At 39.6% G+C, this 21,395-nt stretch carries 17 protein-coding genes; 13 read left to right on the top strand and 4 right to left on the bottom strand.

From position 1 onward, the window contains the following. Positions 1–32: 32 nt before the first annotated feature. A complete protein-coding gene (locus Aru01_RS06720; RefSeq protein ID WP_016655705.1) occupies positions 33–1,424 on the bottom strand; it encodes an aminotransferase-like domain-containing protein in 1,392 nt (463 codons plus the stop codon). Positions 1,425–1,547: 123 nt separating this feature from the next. Here Aru01_RS06720 and Aru01_RS06715 point away from each other — a divergent pair, with 123 nt between their 5' ends. Further along, positions 1,548–2,408 carry a DMT family transporter gene (locus tag Aru01_RS06715; RefSeq protein WP_016655706.1) on the top strand — a complete coding sequence of 287 codons (861 nt, stop codon included), beginning with the start codon at positions 1,548–1,550 and terminating at the stop codon, positions 2,406–2,408. A gap of 96 nt (positions 2,409–2,504) precedes the next feature. Here Aru01_RS06715 and Aru01_RS06710 read toward each other — a convergent pair whose 3' ends face one another. Then, entirely contained in the window at positions 2,505–3,374 is an 870-nt protein-coding gene (locus Aru01_RS06710) for an NmrA family NAD(P)-binding protein (protein WP_016655707.1), read from the bottom strand. A gap of 171 nt (positions 3,375–3,545) precedes the next feature. On the opposite strand from Aru01_RS06710, the gene Aru01_RS06705 reads away from it, so the two are divergent. Continuing rightward, positions 3,546–4,133 carry a pyridoxine/pyridoxamine 5'-phosphate oxidase gene (locus Aru01_RS06705; RefSeq protein ID WP_016655708.1) on the top strand — a complete coding sequence of 196 codons (588 nt, stop codon included), beginning with the start codon at positions 3,546–3,548 and terminating at the stop codon, positions 4,131–4,133. Positions 4,134–4,158: 25 nt separating this feature from the next. On the opposite strand, the gene pdxR is transcribed toward Aru01_RS06705, so the two are convergent. Continuing rightward, positions 4,159–5,700 carry a MocR-like pyridoxine biosynthesis transcription factor PdxR gene (gene pdxR, locus Aru01_RS06700; RefSeq protein ID WP_016655709.1) on the bottom strand — a complete coding sequence of 514 codons (1,542 nt, stop codon included), beginning with the start codon at positions 5,698–5,700 and terminating at the stop codon, positions 4,159–4,161. Positions 5,701–5,813: 113 nt separating this feature from the next. Between pdxR and Aru01_RS06695 the strand changes: the two genes are divergently transcribed. From Aru01_RS06695 to Aru01_RS06665, 7 genes are all read left to right on the top strand, one after another. Further along, the gene (locus Aru01_RS06695) at positions 5,814–6,470 is read left to right on the top strand and encodes an FMN-binding negative transcriptional regulator (protein ID WP_016655710.1); all 657 of its coding nucleotides are present in this window, start codon (positions 5,814–5,816) and stop codon (positions 6,468–6,470) included. Further along, a complete protein-coding gene (locus Aru01_RS06690) occupies positions 6,467–7,093 on the top strand; it encodes a GNAT family N-acetyltransferase (RefSeq protein WP_016655711.1) in 627 nt (208 codons plus the stop codon). Before Aru01_RS06695 ends, Aru01_RS06690 begins: the two co-directional genes overlap by 4 nt. 66 nt (positions 7,094–7,159) lie before the next feature. After that, positions 7,160–7,645, top strand: coding sequence for a sigma-70 family RNA polymerase sigma factor (locus Aru01_RS06685; protein WP_016655712.1), 486 nt, complete (start codon positions 7,160–7,162; stop codon positions 7,643–7,645). Positions 7,646–7,652: 7 nt separating this feature from the next. After that, on the top strand, positions 7,653–8,603 hold the full coding sequence (locus Aru01_RS06680) for a FecR domain-containing protein (RefSeq protein ID WP_016655713.1): 951 nt from the start codon (positions 7,653–7,655) through the stop codon (positions 8,601–8,603). A 73-nt stretch (positions 8,604–8,676) separates the two neighbouring features. After that, a complete protein-coding gene (locus tag Aru01_RS06675) occupies positions 8,677–9,261 on the top strand; it encodes a biliverdin-producing heme oxygenase (protein WP_016655714.1) in 585 nt (194 codons plus the stop codon). A 14-nt stretch (positions 9,262–9,275) separates the two neighbouring features. Beyond that, positions 9,276–9,710 (top strand): YbaN family protein, encoded by a 435-nt coding sequence (locus Aru01_RS06670; RefSeq protein WP_016655715.1) that lies wholly within the window; start codon positions 9,276–9,278, stop codon positions 9,708–9,710. Between the two features lie 76 nt (positions 9,711–9,786). Beyond that, positions 9,787–12,732 (top strand): TonB-dependent receptor, encoded by a 2,946-nt coding sequence (locus Aru01_RS06665; RefSeq protein ID WP_016655716.1) that lies wholly within the window; start codon positions 9,787–9,789, stop codon positions 12,730–12,732. A 1,044-nt stretch (positions 12,733–13,776) separates the two neighbouring features. On the opposite strand, the gene Aru01_RS06660 is transcribed toward Aru01_RS06665, so the two are convergent. Next, positions 13,777–14,403: a TetR/AcrR family transcriptional regulator gene (locus tag Aru01_RS06660; RefSeq protein ID WP_016655719.1), complete on the bottom strand. Its 627-nt coding sequence runs from the start codon at positions 14,401–14,403 to the stop codon at positions 13,777–13,779. 594 nt (positions 14,404–14,997) lie between these two features. Between Aru01_RS06660 and Aru01_RS06655 the strand changes: the two genes are divergently transcribed. The 4 genes from Aru01_RS06655 to Aru01_RS06640 form a co-directional block, all read left to right on the top strand. Beyond that, entirely contained in the window at positions 14,998–16,776 is a 1,779-nt protein-coding gene (locus Aru01_RS06655) for an acyl-CoA dehydrogenase C-terminal domain-containing protein (protein WP_016655720.1), read from the top strand. Positions 16,777–16,943: 167 nt separating this feature from the next. After that, complete coding sequence (locus Aru01_RS06650) at positions 16,944–18,113, top strand: thiolase family protein (RefSeq protein WP_016655721.1); 1,170 nt, start codon at positions 16,944–16,946, stop codon at positions 18,111–18,113. Positions 18,114–18,233: 120 nt separating this feature from the next. Then, positions 18,234–19,730, top strand: a complete 1,497-nt coding sequence (scpC, locus tag Aru01_RS06645; protein ID WP_016655722.1) for a succinyl-CoA:acetate CoA-transferase ScpC — start codon at positions 18,234–18,236, stop codon at positions 19,728–19,730. A gap of 513 nt (positions 19,731–20,243) precedes the next feature. After that, positions 20,244–21,395 (top strand): HlyD family secretion protein (locus tag Aru01_RS06640; RefSeq protein ID WP_016655723.1); only part of this gene is annotated, 1,152 nt, incomplete at its 3' end.

The raw sequence follows: 21,395 nt of genomic DNA, 5'->3' as shown, positions 1-21,395 counted from the left end.
GTGGCGATATATTTTGTATAGGTGCGCTTCACTTAGTTTATATGTTGTGCAATCACTTCAGCTAACACCTCAAATATATGGTCATCTGTAGATTGTGCAACATTAAAGCGTAAAAAATCTTTTGCTGTTAGTGATTGACTAAAAGCATTACCAGGTGCAAGCACCACGCCATGTTTTAAACAAGCTTGGGCAATGTGTCCCGCATCAAGCCCTTGTGGCAGTTTGCACCAAAGGAACATACCAGCTTGCGGAGTAATCCAAGGTTTAATGCCAAGAGCTTCAAGCTTCGCTGCTGTTTTTACCATTTCATTGGCCAAACGTGTACGCACGACTTCCATATGTTTACGATAACCGCTGTCTTTAAGTACGTGGAGTATGAGTTCTGCTGCGAATCTGCCACCACCAAATGAAGTGGCTATTTTTAAATCCACGAGATCTTCAACCCAGTCAGTTCTCGCTGCAATATAACCACAGCGCACAGAAGCTGAGATGGTTTTTGAAAAACTACCAATTTGAATGACACGGTTTAAGCCATCAAAAGAAGCTAAACGTGGTGCAGCTGTAAGTTCAAAATCTGCAAAGATATCGTCTTCGACGATGATTAAATTGGTGTGATCGATGAGTTTAAGCAGGCGGTGTGCAGTCACAGGGGACAGTGTTGCACCTGTTGGGTTATGGATGGCCGAATTTGTAATATAAAGCCGAGGTGTATATTCATCTAAAACTGTTTTAAAGATTTCAAGATCAGGTCCGTTTACAGTGTAAGGAACGCTCACTATGTTGACACGATGTGCTTTGAGTAATGCATGAAAATTAAAATAACAAGGATCATCAACGATGACCGTATCCCCAGGTGCCAAGAAAAAACGACAGATAAGATCAATCGCTTGAGTACCTGATTCTGTGAGCATGATTTGATTAGGATCGACATCAATACGATGACTGTTGAGACGACGTGAAAGTAACTGGCGTAATTCTGGGTGCCCTAAAGATGTTGCATATTCAACTAATTCCAAACTTTCATTACGAGACATACTGCGCAGTGCTTTTCTCATGCCAGTTTCGTATAACCACGTTGCAGGTAACCATCCACAGCCCGGTTTAAGAGTCGCTGTATTGGTATCTAATGCCTGACGTGAAACCCATAAAGGATCTACTTCACGGTCCAGTTTAGGACCCATTTGGGTTAGTGCCAGTGGAGAAATTGGACCAGAAACGTAAAAGCCAGAGCCAGGTCTTGATATGATGATTCCTTCTGCCATGAGCCGTTCATAAGCTTCTACAACTGTAGATACAGAGACGCTCAACATACGAGCTTGAGCTCTAACAGATGGAAGCTTAGTGCTTGGCAGATAAACTCTAGAGGTAATTTTATTTTGAATTTCATCCATGACGATACTAATACGTGTCTGAGCTTTCTTCATATCGATGCCAACTGTAGGGGTATTTTTATCATAACAGTTTTTATTAACTGTACTGAACTGTATCTCGTTTAGTGAATGATTGCCGTGTTCCAATAGGGCTATTGTAAAGTTGGAATAGACATCATGAAGGACTCAAGCAAAGGTTGGTTGAATGGTTTGATTGGGGTGATTATTTTTGCAGGTTCTTTACCCGCAACTAGAGTAGCGGTTGCGGATTTTGATCCATTTTTTTTAACCAGTATACGCGCGGCGATCGCAGCTTTACTGGCGATTTTTCTGCTGTTGATCTTAAAACAGCCACGCCCAAAAAGAACGGATTTACCTGCTTTGGCGATCAGTGCCTTAGGCGTAGTGATAGGCTTTCCACTATTAACAGCACTTGCATTGCAACATGTTAGTTCAGCGCATTCCATCGTATTTGTCGGCTTACTTCCGCTATGTACCGCCTTATTTGCTGTATTGCGTGCAGATGAACGACCAAAGCCGTTATTTTGGGTGTTTTCGATACTTGGAGCTGCTTTTGTTGCAGGGTATTCTGCATTCGGTAGCCGTGGTGCTTCCTTGCAAGGTGATCTATTGATGCTTGCTGCTGTATTGGTGTGTGGTTTGGGCTATGCAGAAGGTGCACGTGCGGCTCGAACATTAGGAGGATGGCAAGTGATCTGTTGGGCTTTGTTATTATCTTTGCCTATCATGTTGCCAATTGCATTATGGAGCATGCCTGAAACATTGAGTAATGTAAGTCAGGCCGCGTGGTTGGCTTTAGGATATGTTTCTATATTTAGTATGTTTCTAGGCTTCGTCTTTTGGTATAGGGGCTTGGTACAAGGAGGGATTGCAGCTGTAGGTCAACTACAGCTATTTCAACCTTTTATTGGTCTTACTTTTGCCGCTGTGCTGTTGCATGAGTCTGTGAGTTGGACCATGTTTATGGTGACTTTAATCGCGGTTATTTGTGTTGCAGGATCAAAAAAATATGCTTAAGCCAACTGACCTAAAGTAATCCCTCCAAAGCAGTATTGGTGTGCTTTGGAGGAAAAACCTAACGCATTTGTTGAGCAGTGAACTGCACTTCATGCGTTAAAAACGCGATAAATGTTGACGTATAAATTGACGGATATCTGTGGGCTGTTGAGCTGTTACTTCACTAAAGTGGGAAAATGTTGCATCTGCATTTGGGATCTTATGCTGAGCGTGTGCGACATAATGATCATAAATACTTTTCATATAAGTCAATTCAAGTTGGTTTTGTACTGCAATTTTCCAAAACAGTTCAGGATCTTCAGCCTCATAACGATAGTCGATGCCTGTTTCTTCTGTAATGATCTGTGCAATTTCTGCATAGGTTTTTGCATCATGTCCTAAGCGGTAAGTCTGACCATGATGTTGTGTCGGATGGGCTAAACATTGAATCGCCATCTTAGCCACATCGCGACAGTCCACCCAACTTAAGCGAGCATTTCCAAAATAGGATTTTAAAATGCCTTTTTCGAGATTATTGTCGCCTTGATAACCTAAGATGTTTTGCATAAAAGCTTCAGGACGTAGATGAGTAAAACCAATCCCACTAGATTCAATATATTTTTCTATAAACTGGTGCCATCCCCAGTGTGCAACATCAGTATCGTTATCACCACAAGCACCGAGATGTACGATATGACTAAGCTGGCTTTGTTTTGCAACATCAACAAAGTTTTTACTTTGCTGGAGCATATCAATGCTGTAACCCGTCATCATAAACACAGTATCAATATTTTCTAAAGCAGAGCGAATACTGTCCCGATCGTTATAGTCCATATAAACGCTTTTAAAAGCGGAGTGTTGATGCGGTTTGGGCTTGCGTGAAGCGAGCACAATATCCAGATGAGGCCAGTGCGTGAGTTCCTCTTGAATTAAACGACCAACTTGTCCAGTTGAGCCAGTAATCAGTATGGTGTTTTTCCCGGTCATAAATCGATGTCTCAAGCTTTAAGATATTGAAAAAGATCATTGTTCCATATTAGTTAAAACAGATTTTTTTACATCATTTATCTTTGAAATATTAGAGCTAGATGAATAATAGATAAAATGAAAACAGCTAATTTGAGTAAATATTGAACGCATCATTGAAAAGGTGAATATATGGTGAATGATCCACTAGAGAAGTTTCAACACATCTGGATACAAGCTCAACAAAGTGGTTTAAATCGATATCGAAACTCCGTATGTATTTCAACGATTGATCAACATGGTTTTCCCAATGCACGTTTTGTCGATTTAAAAGCGGTAAGTGACGTTGGATGTATATTTTGTAGCGATTTAAGTTCGACAAAAGCAATCGAAATCCAAAATCATCCTAAAGTGAGTTTGACTGCATGGTGGGAGCATGTGGCGTATCAAATTAGGATACAGGGGATATGTCAGCGAATTTCAGATCAACAAGCAGATGATTTCTGGCAACAACGCCCGCGTGATGCGCAGTTAACCTCCCTGACTTTTGATCAAAGTCAGGGCATAACATCTGTAGATTTGCTTGAATCTCGTTTTCTTCATGCAAAAAAACAAGATGATCAGCAATATTTACCTAGACCTGATACATGGGGTGGTTTTGAACTGATTCCCACAAAAATCGAATTTTTAGCTTTTAAAGATACTCGGTTACATATACGTCATCAATATATTTGGAATGAGCATCATCAAATTTGGGAAGTGCAGCTTTTGCAGCCTTAAGTGTAACTGTGCTCTGAAATGATGTTTAAACTGCGCCATGAAGTGTTAAATGGTGCTCATCATGAACATTAAGATTATGCTTTAAAGCTGCTTGTTCAATAATTTGGGCAAGTCGTTTTATTGCCTTAAGCATATGCTTTGGATCAAAATCTCCAAGACCCATGATCAGTCCTACATGCTGTTGTTGTTTAGAAAATGTTGTTGAAATGGCTTTCACCGAGACACCGACATCAAGTGCTGCAGTGGCAATCTGTAGATCATTGAGTTGGGGATGTAGCCATAACACCATATGCATACCTTGATCACCAGGTTGTAACCAAGCCAACGATCTGGGGAGGTTTTGCTCGATAATCTTGATGAGCTCAAGGCGATTCTCTGCATAAACCTTACGAATTCGACGAATGTGTCGTTCCAAATAGCCTTCTTGAATAAATGCCGCCAACACGTGTTGGTCTGCAGAAGGCGGATGGCGATCGATTAAAACGCGTAGCCCACAAAAAGGGGCAATGAGGGCTTGAGGCAGTATGGCATAACCCAATCGCAGTGATGGAAACAATACTTTGCTAAATGTACCAAGATAAATTACTTGGTCTGGTGCCATGGCGTGTAAGGCAGGAAAGGGTTGGCCGTGATAACGTAATTCGCTGTCATAGTCATCTTCTATAATCCATGCGCGATGCTGTTTTGCCCAAGCGGTGAGTGCGCTACGTCGAGCTAAGCTCATGGGCATTCCGAGTGGGTATTGATGTGATGGCGTTACAAATGCAGCTCGGGCATGCTGGGCAACTTTGGATGCATGGTCTACATTTAAGCCTTCGTCATCTACAGGAACACGAAATATCTCAATCTGTTGTGGAGCATTTTCTAAAATAGCAGTTGTACCGCGATAGGCTGGATCCTCAACCCAGACCTGATCATTATGCTCAAATAAAATTTGACTACAAATATAGAGTGCTTGTTGAATACCACTGGTAATGACGATTTGTTCAGGTTCGCAGTGTACTGAGCGTGAGCGTCTGACATAATCGGCTATCGCAACTCTTAAAGAAAGAATCCCTTGCGGCTCATCGTAACCTGTGGGAGCACCGACCCCACGTGATCTAAATTTATTGCCAAATTTACGCCAGATATCATTTGGTTGTGTTCTACCAATGGGAACAGATACAGCGAAAGGGACGTGAGGAAGCGGTTGAAACTCTTTTAGAAGCTTGGCATAAGCGTGCGCAGACTGGGGTAAGGATATACTTGAGTCACTGCTCGGTGTTTTAGCTTTTTTATCGAGTTGAATAGTTTTGGATAACCGATGAGAAACAAAAGTTCCTGAACGGGCTTGAGCCTCGAATACACCTTCTGCCAGTAGTTGATCATAAGCTTGGATGACAGTACCACGTGCTACTTTTAGTGTTTGTGCCAATTCACGAGAAGAAGGCAACGAATCCCCAGCTTTTAAATCGCCACATTGAACTGCCTCACGCAGTGCTAAAGTGAGTTGAGTACTAATTTTACCTTGTGATTTATCAATCTTTGCAATGGATGGAAGATCAATAACTTTTGCCATTCTTGCCATAGTTCTGGTCTACTCAAAAAAAATCAAAGTGGTACTTTTTAATAATCCACATAAACCAGAGAATTTACAACTACAAATAATCATGTACTGAAAATTGAGCAAGGAGCTTGAACATGTATATCCCAGATGATTTTCAAGAGCAGCGGATCGAAGTTTTACATGATCTGATGACTCAGTATCCGTTTGCTACACTTTTTTGTAATGGTAGTAATGGCTTAGATGCTAATCATCTCCCATTTGAGTTAGATACAGAGATCGGGGAGTTTGGTGCATTACGTGCACACGTTGCCCGCGATAACTCAGTGTGGCGCGATATGAAAAATGGTGATGAAGTACTTGTGGTCTTTCAAGCTGGGGATGCTTATATTTCACCGAATTGGTATCCCTCAAAGCATGAACATCATCGACAAGTGCCCACTTGGAACTATCGGGTAGTACATGTGTATGGAAAAGTAAGCATTCATGATGATGAGCGTTATGTACGTGGTGTAGTGGCGCGATTGACTCGTCAGCATGAAGCTTCTCAAGATGAACCATGGAAAATGTCTGATGCACCAAAAGACTACTTAGAGTCTATGTTAAAGGCGATCGTGGGTATAGAAATTGAGATTGTTAAAATTCAAGGCAAGTTTAAGCTGGGACAAAATAAATCAGAGCAAGATATTTTAGGGGCGGTGGCAGGACTCAAACAATCAGGCCAACAGGCTATGGCAGAGTTGATGTGTCCGAGCTCTAAGGCAAATTTTAAAAAAATGGAGAATAAAAAATGAGAACATTTGAGCAGATAGGGCAAACTGATGTGCTATCAAATACATCATTAGAGCTGGTCGGTGAACATGTTATTTTAAAACCATTAGCGCTTTGTCAAACAGAACAGCTGATTGAAGCCGTTTGTGATGGTGAGCTTTGGAATCTTTGGTATACACGTATTCCGCGACCAGAACAAATGGCAGAGGAAATTTCTCGGCGTTTGGCTCTACAACAAGCGGGAACGATGCTGCCTTTTTATATTGAAGATCGCCAAACGGGGCAAGCACTGGGAATGACCACGTTTATGAATATTGAACCTATACATCGCCGTGTAGAAATTGGATCAACTTGGTATAGGCAATCCGCACAGCGTACTCATATCAATACAGAGTCTAAAAAACTGTTGTTATCTTATGCTTTTGATACGATGAACTGCATAGCTGTAGAGTTTAGAACATCTTCATTTAACCTAAAAAGTCAGGCAGCAATAGAACGTTTAGGCGCAAAGTTAGATGGTGTATTGCGTAGTCATCAAATTGTTCAAGGGGATATTTTGCGAGACACTTTTGTTTATAGCATCTTGCAACATGAGTGGCCTGCAGTACAGCACAATTTAGCTTGGCTATTGGCTAAAGCACGTTAAATTCTCAGCAAAGCTTCATAAAACTTCTGTTACACTAAGGAAATGAGAATCATTGGCGTCTAAATTATGTCTGAACAAATACATCAACTTTACCAAGGTCATCATACTTGGTTGTATCAATGGTTCAAACGTCGATTAAATAACTCTGAAGATGCTGCTGATTTAGCACAAGATACTTTTCTAAGAATTATGAAGAGGCAAGAGGCTTTGCATTTCGAGCAGCCTCGAGCGATATTAACTACGGTAGCCAAAGGGATTTTATTTAATTGGTATAAACGACAAGAAATTGAAAAAGCGTATTTAGAGGCTTTGGAAAACCGCCCTGAAGAGTATGAACGGTCACCAGAACATGTGGTCGAAGCCGTTGAAGCTTTATTTTTAATCAGCGAGTTGTTAGATCAATTTTCAGATAGAGAACGTCAAATATTTCTTTGGTCACAGTTAGATGGTATTTCTCAGGTCGAGATTGCAAAACGCTTAAATATATCGACCCGTACGGTAATGCGTGATTTAACTAAAGTTTTATCTAAATGTATATCGATTATTGAATAAGCAAAATATGGAAAGTCAGAAGATTTTTGATGAAGCTGCAGCGTGGATGATTAAAAAACAATCTGCGCCATTCTCTGTAGCCGAACAGGAGAAATTTGAACTGTGGCTGAATCAAAGCCCTGAACATTTCAAAGCATGGGAAAAAGCAGAAAAGCTGATGAGTATGTTTGATCAATGTCCAAGGGAGAGTTCTCAAATATTGCATGACAGCCATTTCTCAATGAAAAAGAAAATACAAGGCGGACTATTTGCATTTGCTTTTTTATGTGTTTCGGGTAGTTTATTTTGGTTTTCGGATATGCGTTATCGGTATTTTTCAGATTATGTCACGGCATTTGGACAGACCAAGAGCATTGATTTGGAAGATGGTAGTCATATTCAATTAAATGCTGAGACGGCGCTTGATGTTCAATATGCCAAGAACAGCAGAACGATTCGTTTGCACTATGGCGAAGTATTTATTCGTACTGCTGTCGATTCTTTGTCTCGTCCATTTCTGGTTGATACATCACATGCTCAGTTACAGGCTTTGGGTACTGTCTTTAACGTACAATATTTCAAGAAAACTGCTGAGCAAACCTGTCTAGGCGTTGTTGAAAGTGCTGTAAAAGTTACCTTGAAAAAATCCAAGGAACAGTATGTATTGAAACAAGGAGAGCAGTTGTGCTTTGATCAGGCACATTTTTCTCAAAAACAAGCGTTGGACAGTAACCATATTTTGTGGCAAAGCAATAGAATGGTTGCAAGTGAGACTGCACTAGCACCATTTATAATGCAGATCGGGCGATATTATTCGCAGCAGATGGAAGTTGATCCTCGTTTAAGTCAGTTGAAAATTTCAGGTAATTATCCTACGGATCACTTTGATAATTTAGTTTTAGCTTTGGAAAGTAGTTATCCAATTCACTTTGAATTTGATCAACAAAAAAAGCGTTGGATTATTCTTCCGAAAAAATAATTTCAAATATTTTGTCAGGTTTTCTTTTTTCAATGGGTTCTATTAGTACTATAGGCTTAAAAAGAAATTTGACATGAGTGTTACTGAACAATCGAATGGTTTAGCATTACGTTTAAAGCAAGAAACTGCTGTAGATCATGAGCATATGCATGTTCTTATGGAAAAGGCAGCAGTATTTTTAAATCAAGAAAACTATTCTAAGTTCACTTTAGCCCAGTATTACTTTCAAAAGGACATTGAACATCTTTTTGCTGATGAAAATCTGATGGATTTAATTTCAGATCTGGATATTCGTGGCCGTTCTGAAGCAGCTAAAGCTGACTTACAAGATCTTGAACTTCACTATGCTGAAATAAAGTTAGCGACTGAACAGGTGAAATTCCCAGAGTCAATTGGCTGGCTGTATGTGTCAGAGGGCTCAACTTTGGGCGCAGCATTTTTATTTAAACAAGCTCAAGCAAGTTTAGGGTTATCTGCGGAATTTGGTGCACGTAATTTAGCGGCGTATCCAGAAGGCCGTGCAAAAGTGTGGAAGCATTTTATTTCAGAGATAGATCAAGCCAATCTGACCCAAGAACAAATGGATCAGGTTGTACTCGCAGCTAAGCAAGGATTTCAGCGCTTTGCAGCATTATTAACCGATCAGCCAGCTGCATAGTTAAAATCATTGATATGAAAACTAGCAACCAGTTGAACGAAGACAGAGCTAGCGCTTTGTCTTCTTACACTCAAGCCATCCCTCATTCTTCAAAGCTGGTGAGGGCTGTATATATTGTATTGGCGCTATTGTGTATTTTACTTGCGTGTATAGGCATCATTTTACCTGGTGTACCCACAGTAGATTTCTTGTTTTTAGCAGCTTTTTTTGCATCCAAAAGTTCTAAACGTTTACATCAGTGGCTTTATCAACATCGATTATTTGGGCCATTATTAAATAAGTATAAAAATATTAGACAAATGTCTGTGGGTTATAAGCTTTTTATTAGTACTAGCCTCATATTCTCAAGCGCAATTATTTATTTTTCCGAATTGCATCAGCACCTAAAACTTAGTTTATATGTGTGTATTTTTGCATTCATTGTATGGCTATGGATAAAAAGAAAATAAAGTTGTCATGATTCAAAGTTCCAGTTGGTAATGATAGTAAGAGTGAATATCATTTATACTAATTGCGGAGACTGAAATGCGATTCAAACGACAAACTTTAGCTGTTTTAATCAATATGATTTGCGTAGGAGGCGTCTATGCACAAGCTGAAGTCGTCACAGCATCGTTGGTTCAAAAAAAGATATATCAAATCCCCGCAGGCGATTTAGTCAAAGTATTATCTCAGTTTTCAACACAAGCTGGAGTCGTTTTCAGTTTTAATGCATCAGTACTAAAAAATATGCAAAGCTCAGGTTTAACGGGTAGTTATAGTGTTGAGCAGGGTTTTGAAAAAATTTTGACAAATACAGGTTATACCGCAGTTAAGCGCGGAGATATTTATGTATTGCTTCAATCGTCAACAACACAGTCTTCAGATATTTATCCTACACCTACCCATTTATTGAGCAAAGATAAAAATATACTGAGATTAAGTACGATTACTTTATATGCAACAGAAAATGATCCTGCAGATGATGTATATAAAAAGGCTTCTTCAAGTACTTACTTATCTGCTGAACAATTGAATCGTTTTGGTCGTATTTCTCCTGCGGATATTTTAAAAGGGGTTGCAGGTGTACAAACGGGTGATACACGTAATGGTGGTGCTTTGGATGTCAATATACGTGGTATTCAGGGGATGGGGCGTGTACAGGTCACGGTTGATGGCAGTCAACAGTCGATGGAAACTTACCGTGGTTATGGGGGGACACAAAACAGAAGTTATATTTCGGCGGATTTAATCAGTAACATTACCATTGATAAGGGGCCAAGTCAGCATGCAGGAGCATCAGGCGCCATTGGTGGAACAGTGGCAATGCAAACACTGGGTGTACAGGATATTTTAAAGACAGATCAGGATACTGGATTTCGTATTACAGGTAATCTTTGGACCAACAGTGTAGATCCGCAGTTGAATGCGCCTAGGGGGAGCTTTATGCAAGTCCCCGCACGTCAAGCACCTGCTGAAATGTCTCAATTTAAAGGTCGATCTGGCAGTATTGCATTTGCTAAAACAACAGCATTAGTCGATGTGGTTGCAGCTTATGCAATACAGCATCAGGGCAACTACTTTGCGGGTAAACATGGCAGTCAGCGCTATGAAGAAACTAATAAAAAAACGGTCACCGATATGTTTAGACCCGGTGAAGAAGTTATGAATAGTTCTAATCAAAGTGAATCTTTCTTGCTCAAAACGGTGATTCGACCAAGTGATCATCAATCGCTGGAATTGGGTTATCGTCATTATGATGGTGAGTTTGGTGAGATAATGGGCTCAGCATTAATACGGGGTGAGGGAATTTCTCAGTGGCCTGTAGGCTCAATGAAAATAAATAGCTATACCACGAAATACCAATTTAAACCTGATAATCCACTGATTAACTTAACTGTGAATGCATGGTTGACGGATGCGAAAAGTCATCAATTAAATGCAGGCCCTACAGCACCTGACTCACAAATATCAGTACTTGGATCTAATTATCGTTGGGCAAAATTGAGAAACACGCGTTGGGGTTTTGATTTTAATAACATTATGACCTTTAGCCCGAGTATCGGTGAGTTTGCATGGACAGTCGGTGGTTCTTATTTAGAGGAAGATGTAAAACCAGATGATGTGCTCATTACTCAAAATGACTATAACAATAATAAAGTCTTGCGTGATGCTAAACGTAAAGAAGGCAGCTTATTAACTCAATTAAGTTATAAACCAATAGATGCTTTAGAATTTCAAGTCGGTGGGCGATATACAAAATATGAAAATACAGACCGAAATCGATTTTCACAATTAGAACATGTCTTTGATCAGAAGCCATTTAAAACAATTCGGGTCAGCGGGCGTTTGCCAAATGGATTTATTGGCCAGTTAGGTTCTACAAAATGGTATCCAGATCAAAATGGAATTTATCAAGAAAGTGATAATCCAGTGAATATTTATAAAAATGGCCAAGATCCTAACTTTAAAATTGAAAATTACAAAGGAGAGCAATTTACAGTTCAAGAATTTGAAGAGCTGTATGGAAAAATTGAAAACATTTCATATATGCGTAATGACCAGTCTGAGCAAAAAGGAACTTATCTGGGTACTCAGTATCAACTGAGTGAGCCTGTGAAAACAGAAGGAGAGGCTTTTGCTCCATTTGTAGGAGTAAGTTATAAAATTAATCCTTATAGCCAAATATATGTGAATTACCGTGAAGCAATTCGAGTGCCTGGTCTATTTGAAACCACGATGGGCATGCAATCAGGTTTAACTTATGCTAATCCAGACTTAAAACCTGAACGTACCCAAAACTGGGAAATTGGTCTAAGTGCTTTTAAAGATGGTTTATTAACTGATCATGATGCGGCTCGAATCAAAGTCTCGTATTTTGACAATCACATTAAAAACTTTATTACGCGCTATTTATTAACTCAAACACAAGGCCCATTACCTCAAACTTTAGAAATGTATAATGCTGAAAGTTTCTCTGTAACAGGTGTGGAGTTACAATCCTCTTATGACATGGGGCGTTTCTTTAGCGATCTAGCCGTGACAAAGTACTTTAAAGCAGAAACTTGTGATGCAAAAGCAGCACAAATACTGGCTAAAAATAAGTACAGAGGCAACCCAACAGCTTGTGTGAGTGGTGGCTTTGAAGGTTCATATGTCAATACACAAAACCCGCCAGAATATACAATTGGTTTAACTATGGGCACACGTTGGTTAGATGACAAGCTGACTATCGGTGCACGTTTAACTAAAAACAGTGGCCCAATAAGTAAATTAGATCGTGCTTGGCAAGGACAAACGACAACACCACAGATTTACTATCACCCAACTGAAATTATAGATGCTTTTGTTAATTATGATTATAACCAAGCAATGAATATTAATTTCTCGGTGGACAATATTACTAATCGTTATTATCTAGATCCTTTGGCCCAAAGTTTAATGCCAGCTCCAGGTCGAAACTATCGTTTAGCACTTCAATATAAATTTTAAGCACATGGCCATGCTTGAGAGTTGAGTTAACATATAGGATCAATTCAAGTTCGATTGCTGGATTGATCTGCTGATTAAAAACCAGATATTGAGCTTGGTGTTCATTGGGATAATTAATTTTTTGAGTATCGGAAATGTTTACTTCGGAGATGAACCAAATCAAGTTCATCTCTTTATTGGTTTAAACTGACTGTTTTAATTCTCCTTTATTTTTCTTCAAGACCTAATAGTTAAAACAAATACCCATCAAGAGTAAAGAAAATCCTAATAGATAAAATGAATAGTGCCCAGTGAGGTGTTCTGTATAATACACTCAAGACTCATTCAGGCATTTAAAATATGATTCGCAATATTGCTATTTGTTGCCTCGTTTTATCCGCTGTATTCTGTTTTGCAATGGATTCGAATCAAATATGCACTTATGGTCTATTTGAAAAAAATCAATTGAGCATCATCGCGCATTTAGAAGGCACGTCAAATGATGAGGGTGTTGTTTTTACGATGATTGCTATAGTCAGTATAGTTTTCGCCATTATTGCCTCGCTGATTCCTTATAAAATTTTATTTACATTCGCGATGTTTTTTTTTCTCATTTTAGAATTATTTTTATTCAATCGAATATTCACTTTATTTGATTATAAAGAAGTCATTATGACATCTATTTCGATGTGTAAAAATTACCTCATGTTGGCTTGGTTGTTTTTTCAAATGCTATTTGGGATATTGAGTTTAATTTTTATTTTTAAAAAATAAAAATCTTAGATCTGTTGAATAACTTGATCTCAGTCGTAGAACTGTACTAAATCCCGAGCAACCTTTTTGCTTGAATTTCATATCTGGTAGACAGAGTCTGATGCGACCTGAGCTGCTTAATGTCATACCATTTGCTCAGATCGCTTTAGCGTACTGGATGTTTTGGCGACTCATCAAGCTATTCAGTAGCGAAAAAGTTTATGCCTAAACATGGTGCTGAGATTGAATGCCTTAAGTCGCTCACTCAGATCAAAGTGTATCGTTTAACTTTCACCAGAATAACGGCAGTCGTTAGCCACTCGTATGTTGATCGTGATGACTAGAAATATTATCTGGAGTCATGAGAGCCTGATTAACATAGAGCTTAATGAGACGCTCTCGCGAACCAATCGATTTTTGATAATGAGTCGAGTTGAGTAATAGCGATGCGCCATAGGTAACCGTCCAAATATACGATAAATAGTCACGGATCGACATGATGCTATTGGATTCTTTTAAATAGGCTGCAAAAATATCTTTAATTTCTAAAATTCGTTGTTCACGGATATGGTAAAGCTCTTTAAACAGGTCATTGAGCTTGCGTTCGTTATTGGTGAGACGTTCTTCAATCACATGTAATAAAATCGTGCGATTGGAGTTAAGCATGTTGTAAAGCATGTACTGTGAAACATAAGCTTTGATGTCATTATTATATTTTTTGGAAATTTCAAATAAACGCTGTTCATTTAAAATAATTAATTCCAAATACAGCTGATTTTTACTTTTAAAATGTTTGTAAATTGTGCCTTTGGCAATGTCGAGTTCATTGGCCAATTCACTTAATGTTATATCTTGATGTTTGTCCAGCAATAATGTTTCTGCCATCGCCAAAATCTTTTCTTTGCGTTGTAAAAGGTTTTGTTGCCGTACAGTAGTCATTTTGAATTCCATATACATCAATTGATAAAGTCATTTTAGATCAAGCTGTCCTGATTTTATCTCAAATCATGCCAAGGTAGACTATAGTTATTATAAGTGTCCATAAAATAAGCATTTCAGCTTAATTTTATTGTATTTTTCACAGTAATTGTCGTCTAAAGTCAAGAAAAGTGAACCGTTGAGGTCAATTCTAACAAATAAAATTCCATTTTTTAGGAAACTGAACTATTGTCAATGCGCACAAAATCAACGGTGACTTGCTGTCACTACAGCAATTGACTTTTATCGTTTGATCTTTGCTATTTGGTCTTAAGTTTTGTTTTTAGGTTATTTATGTACTGTTCAATGCAAAATCAATTTATGAACTTAGTCCATTTTATTCAGTTTTTATCCAATCGAACGCGGTTCTAAAACGCCACAGGATTAGACGACACGTTCTTTTCTTTTTATGTCATTGATTCAAATTAATGACATTGATTATACAGACCTAAATTTCCTCTAAATAAAATCAGCATGCTGGTTTTATCGGGCATATTTGTCTTTGAAAAAGATACGGATTTATTTTAACTCACTTGCACGATAAGGTAAGCAACAATGCCAATTTATAACGCGCCGCTCAAAGACATGGACTTCATTTTAAATGATGTGTTTAAAGCTGATGAATTTTGGCAGGCCAATGAAAACTTTGCGCATATTGATATGGCAACTGCCAACGCCATTTTAGAAGAAATGGCAAAGTTTTCAAAAAATGTCATTTTAGATTTAAACCGCAGTGCTGATGAAGCAGGCGGTGCGCAGTTTAATCAGGGTGAGGTCAGCACGCCTGAAGGCTTTAAAGAGGCATTTCAACAATTTGCAGATGGCGGTTGGATTGGTTTAGGGGCAGAAGAACAGTGGGGCGGTCAAGGCATGCCAAAAATGCTCACCGTACTTGCAGATGAAATGATTTGGAGTACAAATCCATCATTTATGCTTTATCCGTTGTTGACTGTTGGCGCAGGTATGGCGATTAATGACCGCGCTTCAGAACTACAGAAACAAACGTTTTTACCTAAGCTATATACGGGTGAGTGGTCAGGGACCATGTGCTTAACTGAACCACATTCAGGTACTGATTTAGGCTTGATCAAAACCAAAGCTGAGCCGAATGCAGATGGTTCATATAATATTACAGGGACCAAAATTTTTATTACCAGTGGTGAACATGACCTTTGTGAAAACATTATTCATTTGGTCTTAGCTAAAACCCCAAATGCACCAGCAGGCTCACGCGGTATTTCACTATTTATCGTGCCTAAATTTTTGCTCAATGAAGCAGGCCAACTGGGTGAACGCAATGCTGTTTCTGCAGGATCTATCGAACATAAGATGGGAATCAAAGGCTCTGCAACGTGTGTAATGAACTTCGATGGCGCCCAAGGCTATATGGTCGGTAATGAAAATGAAGGCCTAGCAGGCATGTTCGTCATGATGAACTATGAGCGTTTATCTATGGGGATTCAAGGCATTGGTGCAGCAGAGTTTGCATATCAAAATGCCGCACAATATGCGACAGATCGTTTGCAAGGTCGCGCAGCTACAGGTGTTCAGTCTCCTGAAAAACCTGCTGACTCAATTTTAGTGCACGGTGATGTGCGTCGTATGTTACTCAATATTAAATCAAATAACGAAGCATCACGTGCGTTTGCCGTATATGTGGGTCAACAGCTTGACATCACCAAGTTCTCAACTGATGCAGAGGCGGTGCGTAAAGCCAATGATCGCGTAGCGTTGTTAACTCCAATTGCAAAAGCTTATTTGACTGATAAAGCTTTAGATTCAGCCTTAGAAGCACAGATGTGCTTTGGTGGACATGGCTATATCCGTGAATGGGGTATGGAGCAATGTATCCGTGATCTACGTATTGCTCAAATTTATGAAGGCACCAATGCAGTTCAAGCTATTGATTTAATTGGGCGTAAAACCACGAAATGTCAAGGTGCTTTTATTGCTGAATATATCGCTGAAATACGTGAATTTGTGGCGACTATGGATGAGTGTAGCGTAAAAACTGCAACAGCTTCAGTATGTGATCAAGTTGAAGCTTTGACTCAGTTCATTGTCGAACAAGCTCAGACTCAAGCTGATTTTAGTAATGCCGTAGCAGTTGATTATTTGCATAGCGTGGGCTTATTAAGCTTCACTTATATGTTTGCACGTATTCGCCAAGCTGCATCGCTTAAGGCAGAAAGCTTCTATCAAAACAAGCTGGTACTGGCTGACTATTATATTGCCAAGGTACTCCCTGATTTAGCAGCACGTATTGCTCGCATACATGCAGGTTCAACATTGATTATGCAATTGCCTGAAGAATATTTTACGGCTCAAGCATAGCGTTTAGGCGATGGGGATTGAGACATTGACTACGATTTAAACTCGGTTATGGAAATTTAGTCATGCTCAATCCTGTTCATCGTTGACAGGAAAACAGATGATCAACCTCAAAGCATTTTTTGCATTATTGAGGTCAACAAGATGTATAAACAGGAAGGAATAAAATAATGATTGTAATTGTAGATGGCGTACGCACAGCAATGGGTGGTTTTCAGGGTTCATTGGCTTCATGTACTGCACCTGATTTGGGTGCTGCTGCAATCAAAGCTACGATTGAGCGTTCTGGTTTAGTTGCTGCGGATATTGATGAAGTGATTTTTGGCTGTGTACTACCAGCAGGATTAAAACAAGGCCCAGCACGTCAGGCGATGCGTCAAGCAGGTTTAGATGATTGCACAGGTGCAACAACAATTAATAAAATTTGTGGTTCAGGAATGAAAGCCGTGATGCAGGCTGCAGATGCGATTAAAGCAGGTTCTGCACAAATCGTGGTTGCAGGTGGGATGGAGTCGATGTCCAATGCACCTTATCTTTTAGAAAAAGCACGTGCTGGTTATCGTATGGGACATGGAAAAACCATTGATCATATGTTCCAAGAAGGCTTAGAAGATGCTGAAACAGGTCTGTCTATGGGCGTGTTGGCTCAAGAAATGGCAGATAAAAAAGGCTATACCCGTGAACAACAAGATGCTTATGCGATAGGCTCACTCAATAAGGCAGTTACTGCGATTAATAGTGGCTTTTTCAAAGATGAAATCGTTGCTGTCCATATTCAAACACGTAAAGGCGAAGTGACAGTTGATACCGATGAGCAGCCATTAAATGCCAAGGTCGATAAAATTGCGACTTTAAGACCTGCATTTAAAAAAGATGGAACAATCACTGCTGCAAATGCTAGCTCGATTTCTGATGGTGCATCGGCATTGTTGCTGACTTCTGAAGAGAATGCGGCTGCTCGTGGTTTAAAACCATTAGCGAAAATAGTCGCTTATGCAACTTATTCACAGCACCCTTCTGAGTTTACTATTGCGCCGCTGGGTGCAATTGAAAAAGTTCTAGACAAATCAGGTTGGGATACGCAACAGGTCGATCTATGGGAAGTCAATGAAGCTTTCGCTATGGTCACTATGCTTGCAATTGATGGTTTTAAACTTGATCCAAACAAAGTCAATATCAATGGTGGGGCATGTGCACTCGGGCATCCTTTGGGTTCATCGGGCTCGCGTATTATTGTCACTCTGATACATGCATTAAAACGCACTGGCGGCAAAAAAGGGATTGCAACCCTATGTATTGGTGGTGGTGAGGCAACTGCGATTGCGATTGAACTTATTTAGTCTATTGAAAAGTTTACCTTTTATAGATTCTGTTTTTAGTGATTTAGTTTTATAAGCATTCGATCATGTGATCTCAAAAAGAGATCACATCGACTTGCTTTATTTTGAGATTTTTTGATTATGAATGGTTTAGATCGCATTCGTTTACATTCCCTACATGACAAAGTGATGCCAGCAGCACAGGCAGTGCAATTGATTAAAGATGGTGCTGTAGTTGGAATGAGCGGTTTTGGTGGTGCTGGCGAAGCAAAATCGGTTCCTTTAGCTTTGGCAGATTACGCAAAAGATCACCCACTCAAAATTACCCTTGCGACAGGGGCGAGTTTAGGTAATCAGATTGATGGACGCTTAAATGAAGCACATGCTTTGGCACGTCGTTATCCTTATCAAGCTGATCCTGGATTACGCCAATCGATTAATGCTGGTGAGGTGATGTATATCGATCAGCACTTGTCTGAAATGGCTGACAATATACGTCATCATAATTTACCGCAGATTAACGTTGCAGTTATTGCGGCTACCGCAATTACTGAAGATGGTTTAATTATTCCAACAGGTTCTAGTGGTAATTCAGCAAACTTTGTCGAAATGGCAGACTTTGTTATTGTTGAAATTGACAATACGATTAACCCTATTTTGGAAGGAATACATGATATTTATGTACCGAAGGCACGTCCAAATCGTGGCCCAATTCCAATTATTCAAGCCAGTGATCGAATTGGTAGTATTGGAATCAGCGTTGATCTTGAAAAAATAGCAGCAATTGTTTTAAATGATTTACCCGACACTTCATTTGCGATGGATGAGCCGGATACAGAAACGCTAGCGATCGCACAACATCTTATCCAGTTTTTTGAAGCAGAAGTTGCAGCAGGACGTTTGCCTGAAAATCTAGGACCATTACAGTCAGGTGTAGGGTCGATTGCTAATGCTGTTTTCTCTGGCTTTGAGCACTCAAACTTTCATGATCTTGAGATGTATTCTGAAGTACTACAAGACTGCACTTTTCAGTTGATTGATTCAGGGAAAATGAAGTTTGCCTCAGGCAGTTCAATGACACTGTCACAGTCTTGCGCGGCGCATGTCATGAATAATTTTGATCAATACAAAGACAAAATTATGCTGCGCCCACAAGAACTTTCAAACAACCCTGAAATCATTCGTCGTTTAGGTATCATTGCAATTAATACCGCGCTTGAGTTTGATATTTATGGCAACGTAAATTCAACACATGTGGCAGGCACAAAAATGATGAATGGGATTGGAGGGTCAGGCGACTTTACTCGTCATGCACATATCGCCATTTTTGTGACCAAGTCTGTGGCAAAGGCTGGTGCGATTTCGTCTGTGGTTCCAATGGTGAGTCATACAGATCATACCGATCATGATGTCGATATCTTAGTCACAGAACAGGGTCTTGCAGATCTACGTGGTCTTGCACCACGAGAACGTGCATTGAAGGTGATTGAGCACTGTGCACATCCAAGCTATCGTGAAGATCTGATGAGTTATTTTGAGCGAGCTTGTGAGAAAGGAGGTCAGACACCTCATTTACTGCATGAAGCCTTGTCTTGGCATGCTCAATTTCAAGAAACGGGTCGTATGAAGGCTGTTTAACGATTCAATTGCTTGATTTGAAATGGCTGTTTAGGTATCTAGAACATTTGATTCAATTCACTCAAATGTCGTAGATGGATTAAATGGCCATGTTTGAATTGAAGGTCTGAGTGGTGTATTGCAAAATTTGTTTAAAATTCGATCAAATGGTTCTGTTTTGGAACTGATGTATTTTTTATTTAACTTATTGATTATAAAAATAAATAAAACGCATTAATCGTTTAGGCCATCGTGCTGCTGACTGATCAGTAATTGGATAAAGTCTTGCTGCTTTTTGATTTTAGCGATATTTTTAACGCAGTTAAATCTAGAAGGTTAGGATGACTTGATTACAGTGTAATTCAATAATTAAGGTCATTACAACTAACCATTTCAATGCTTTAAGCTTAGTTCTCCACCCATTATGCCAGACATAAATAATCAATCACATGAATAATGAGTACAGTCTCTACGCTGTATCGACGTGACGTGATGGGACAAATTAAGTAGATGAGTGCGGCTTAGGAATAAACCATGACAGATGCACAAAATACAGCAGACACTCAAGTCGAAGCAAAGGCTGCAAATAATCCAACAGCAATGAAATCCAAACGCAAGAAACTACTCACTATTTTTGCTGTGATCGTCATTACTATTGGATTAATTTATGCAATTGTGACGCTAGTTTTTGACAACAGTGTCAACACTGATAATGCCTATGTAGGCGCTGACAATGCACAAATTACCTCGATGCTCAACGGCCAAGTACTTCAAGTGATGGTCGGTGATACTCAGCAAGTCAAAAAAGGCGATATTTTAGCGATTATTGATCAGCGTGATGCGCAAATTGCTCTACAACAAGCAGAGGCACAATTGGCTAAAGCAAAACGCCAATATACGCAAAGTTCAGCCAACAGTAGTTCATTGTCTTCACAGGTGTTAGTGAGTAATGATGATATCAATAGTGCGCGTGCACAGGTGGTACAGTCACAGGTTACTTTGACCAAAGCACAAAATGAATATCAACGCCGTGGTCAATTGGCAGCAACTGGTGCAATATCCAAAGAAGAGTTGGCCAGTTATCAAAGTGCTTTGGATACAGCACAGGCCAACTTAAATGTGGCTAAAGCCAGTTTGGCACAAGCAGAATCCAAACAAAAAGCAGCACAAAGTAATCTTGCAGCGAATGAAGCATTGATTCGGGGTACTTCGCAAGACTCAACGCCAGATGTATTGGTCGCACAAGCTGCTGTGGATCAGGCAAAACTCGATTTATCACGTACTGTGATTCGTGCGCCTTTGGATGGTGTGATTACCAATCGTAATTTGCAGGTAGGACAACGTGTTGCACCTGGTTCTGTATTAATGGTTGTCGTGCCAGTTCAGCAGCTTTATGTCGATGCAAATTTTAAAGAAAGCCAATTAAAACGTGTTCGAGTCGGACAAACGGCTGTTTTGACCTCAGATCTTTATGGGAAAGACGTTGAATATCACGGTAAAGTGATTGGTTTTTCAGGAGGTACAGGCGCAGCCTTCGCTTTGATCCCAGCACAAAATGCAACAGGTAACTGGATTAAGGTTGTACAACGTTTACCTGTTCGGATTCAGCTTGATCCTAAAGAGCTACAAGAGCATCCACTGCGTGTGGGCTTATCTATGGATGCCACGATCGACCTCAACTCGAAG

The sequence above is a fragment of the Acinetobacter rudis genome, assembly GCF_000829675.1.
Lineage (GTDB): Bacteria > Pseudomonadota > Gammaproteobacteria > Pseudomonadales > Moraxellaceae > Acinetobacter > Acinetobacter rudis.
The sequence above is the reverse complement of the archived record's forward strand: the minus strand, read 5'-3'. Positions and strand labels throughout refer to the sequence as shown.

Bases quoted from the DNA above. Each gene is read 5' to 3' on its own strand.
- Aru01_RS06720 (WP_016655705.1), bottom strand. From the start codon at position 1,424: ATGAAGAAAGCTCAGACACGTATTAGTATCGTCATGGATGAAATTCAA.
- Aru01_RS06685 (WP_016655712.1), top strand. From the start codon at position 7,160: ATGTCTGAACAAATACATCAACTTTACCAAGGTCATCATACTTGGTTG.
- Aru01_RS06690 (WP_016655711.1), top strand. From the start codon at position 6,467: ATGAGAACATTTGAGCAGATAGGGCAAACTGATGTGCTATCAAATACA.
- Aru01_RS06680 (WP_016655713.1), top strand. From the start codon at position 7,653: ATGGAAAGTCAGAAGATTTTTGATGAAGCTGCAGCGTGGATGATTAAA.
- Aru01_RS06695 (WP_016655710.1), top strand. From the start codon at position 5,814: ATGTATATCCCAGATGATTTTCAAGAGCAGCGGATCGAAGTTTTACAT.
- pdxR (WP_016655709.1), bottom strand. From the start codon at position 5,700: ATGGCAAGAATGGCAAAAGTTATTGATCTTCCATCCATTGCAAAGATT.
- Aru01_RS06660 (WP_016655719.1), bottom strand. From the start codon at position 14,403: ATGACTACTGTACGGCAACAAAACCTTTTACAACGCAAAGAAAAGATT.
- Aru01_RS06715 (WP_016655706.1), top strand. From the start codon at position 1,548: ATGAAGGACTCAAGCAAAGGTTGGTTGAATGGTTTGATTGGGGTGATT.
- Aru01_RS06710 (WP_016655707.1), bottom strand. From the start codon at position 3,374: ATGACCGGGAAAAACACCATACTGATTACTGGCTCAACTGGACAAGTT.
- scpC (WP_016655722.1), top strand. From the start codon at position 18,234: ATGAATGGTTTAGATCGCATTCGTTTACATTCCCTACATGACAAAGTG.
- Aru01_RS06670 (WP_016655715.1), top strand. From the start codon at position 9,276: ATGAAAACTAGCAACCAGTTGAACGAAGACAGAGCTAGCGCTTTGTCT.
- Aru01_RS06655 (WP_016655720.1), top strand. From the start codon at position 14,998: ATGCCAATTTATAACGCGCCGCTCAAAGACATGGACTTCATTTTAAAT.
- Aru01_RS06675 (WP_016655714.1), top strand. From the start codon at position 8,677: ATGAGTGTTACTGAACAATCGAATGGTTTAGCATTACGTTTAAAGCAA.
- Aru01_RS06650 (WP_016655721.1), top strand. From the start codon at position 16,944: ATGATTGTAATTGTAGATGGCGTACGCACAGCAATGGGTGGTTTTCAG.
- Aru01_RS06665 (WP_016655716.1), top strand. From the start codon at position 9,787: ATGCGATTCAAACGACAAACTTTAGCTGTTTTAATCAATATGATTTGC.
- Aru01_RS06705 (WP_016655708.1), top strand. From the start codon at position 3,546: ATGGTGAATGATCCACTAGAGAAGTTTCAACACATCTGGATACAAGCT.